Here is a 2,057-nt window from a genome sequence, read left to right on the forward strand (position 1 = left end):
CGTTCACCGGGCCGCGGCAAACGACATTGATTTCAGAATCCGCGCGGCCCGCGGCTCCGTGTGCAACGGATGGTTATCCGTGGTGAATATAGGTGGAAGGTGAAATGCCAGTTGACGTTCCCAAAGCAACACCGAGCAAGCCGATGGTAACAGGAGATTGCTCGCGCAAGCCATCAGGACGTTCCGTCGTCGAGCAACGAATGTCGCCCGAGCACGCCGATGGTCGGTGCGAGGAGGCTCGCGCAAGCCATCAGGAGATTGGAAGGTCGAACCAGAAAAGTTGTCCGAGGGAATGGTTCGTCGGGTGTATCGTTCACCGGCATCAGCCGCAAGCCAGTGTTGTGACGCCAAGGCCCAACACCAGCATACCGATCGTCGTTGATCGGATAACGGCCGCGATAACCGAGTCGCGGCGATCGATTATCAATCGTAAAAAAGACGATTCCGCGACTTCGTTTCATCGCATGGTTCCGCTGATCTCGGCGTTATTGGTCAGCGTTAGTTTGACGGAAGAAACTCTGCGTTGGTAATCGTTACGCTCGACGATTGCCAGGACCGTTGCAGTTCACCAGTCACACAGTATTTTGCCCCAGCATCGGGCGACAGTTGGTTCTCCCCAGGTTGGACGACCACAAGGATTGTTTCCCCGTCGAAATCGACATGCGAGAAGTCGCCAACGAGCTCCCTATATGTGCCCGTGAATCGCACTCGTTTTCCATTTGCGTAGTCATCAAACTGGCGAAAGCTGGATACCGTGTAGGGGATCTGGCTGATGAAGTAGGTAGCAATGAGAATAATGGGAAGTATGACGAAGCCAGCAACCTTGCGAGCGAACGCATCACCACCGTTGCGTGGCTCGTGTTCGCTGTTTGTTTGGTCTGCATCGCGGCTTTGCATGTTTAGCTGTTAAGCGGAACGTCACGGATCAGCGGGGACCGGGAGTTGACTATCCATTCGTGAAAACGAACCACCGGTCCTCCGTTGCATCCGATGGTTACCCGAAATCCCGGCCATTTGATTGTCGATTCCGTGGAAGTGATCACGGGCGAGCAAGTCACCACGGAAAGCATCAGTGTATCAAATCAGTGTCGAATAAAACAGTTGTTGGGCAGGTTTTTGGGTAACGCCGAAAGGCCGAAGCAGCGACGTTAGGCTAGCCAAGGTTCCAGCCAAACGCCGTCGTGGAGTCGCATTAGCCAACGGGTAACTTAGACGAGCAATTTTTAACTTACGCTTTTGACGTTGGCGTTCGGGTCGCGTTGTCGAAAAGAGATCATCAAACAGGATCGATGTTGTCGTTCGATACGATCTTCATTTTACGTCGGGTAACGTTACGCATCAGCGGGGACGGGCGAAAGACTTGCAAGCAAACGAGAAAACAGACCACCCGTCCTCCGTTGCATGCGATGGTTATCGGATTCTTCGTTTGGTGGCCGAACGGAAACGTCCGTCTGGCTATAGAACTCATTGTCAATCAGCATGCCAAGCACGCCAACACTGGTGCGAAATAGCGTCGGGACTCGCGTCTTGTCATAGGAGGTTTGCACGTGGAAATGGAGGTGTGGACGCCCAGAGCATCCAGTATTGCCAGATAACGCGATGGGCTGCCCGACATCGACCCACTCTCCATCAGACACAAGAGCGCCGTTTAGGCGAATGTGTGCGTAGCACGCAACTGAAAAGTCATCGTGACAAACACGAATCGAGTTGCATCCGTCGCTTGGAAGTTCATTGGCATCGAGCGAGCGAACGACGCAGCCACTTCTTGCAGCACAGATGATGCTTCCAATCGGCATCCAGAAATCGACTGAGAAGTGTGAGTCGCCGTGATGCGATCGTGTGCCACCGTACGTCTGGCAACAGCGGTAGCGCGCATCTTTCTCGAACGGCAGTTCGTAAACATGTGACGCATCGTGGCGAAACAGGGCTAGGTTCACACAACGCTCAAGCATCAAAAACAGTTCCTGTCTTCAGTCCGATAACGGCCGGGATCACCGGGGACGAGCGGAACGGCACCCACTTGCAAACGCGCTGCCGAGTCCTCCGCGTGCATCCCA

The 2,057-nt window shown here is 54.2% G+C and carries 3 protein-coding genes; all 3 read right to left on the reverse strand.

Annotation, left to right across the window (positions count from 1 at the left end; all coding sequences use genetic code 11):
• Nucleotides 1–173: 173 nt before the first annotated feature.
• The 3 genes from CA13_RS04195 to CA13_RS04205 all read right to left on the reverse strand — a co-directional run bounded on the left by CA13_RS04195 (nt 174) and on the right by CA13_RS04205 (nt 1,952).
• Complete coding sequence (locus tag CA13_RS04195; protein WP_146394732.1) at nt 174–461, reverse strand: hypothetical protein; 288 nt, start codon at nt 459–461, stop codon at nt 174–176.
• Between the two features lie 37 nt (nt 462–498).
• The gene (locus tag CA13_RS04200) at nt 499–897 is read right to left on the reverse strand and encodes a hypothetical protein (protein ID WP_146394731.1); all 399 of its coding nucleotides are present in this window, start codon (nt 895–897) and stop codon (nt 499–501) included.
• Between the two features lie 434 nt (nt 898–1,331).
• On the reverse strand, nt 1,332–1,952 hold the full coding sequence (locus tag CA13_RS04205; protein WP_146394733.1) for a M23 family metallopeptidase: 621 nt from the start codon (nt 1,950–1,952) through the stop codon (nt 1,332–1,334).
• Between the last annotated feature and the right edge of the window lie 105 nt (nt 1,953–2,057).

It is taken from the genome of Novipirellula herctigrandis (assembly GCA_007859835.1).
GTDB classification, from domain to species: Bacteria; Planctomycetota; Planctomycetia; order Pirellulales; family Pirellulaceae; genus Novipirellula_A; species Novipirellula_A herctigrandis.

Coding starts and splice junctions, on each gene's coding strand:
- CA13_RS04195 (WP_146394732.1), bottom strand. CDS start 461: ATGAAACGAAGTCGCGGAATCGTCTTTTTTACGATTGATAATCGATCG.
- CA13_RS04200 (WP_146394731.1), bottom strand. CDS start 897: ATGCAAAGCCGCGATGCAGACCAAACAAACAGCGAACACGAGCCACGC.
- CA13_RS04205 (WP_146394733.1), bottom strand. CDS start 1,952: ATGCTTGAGCGTTGTGTGAACCTAGCCCTGTTTCGCCACGATGCGTCA.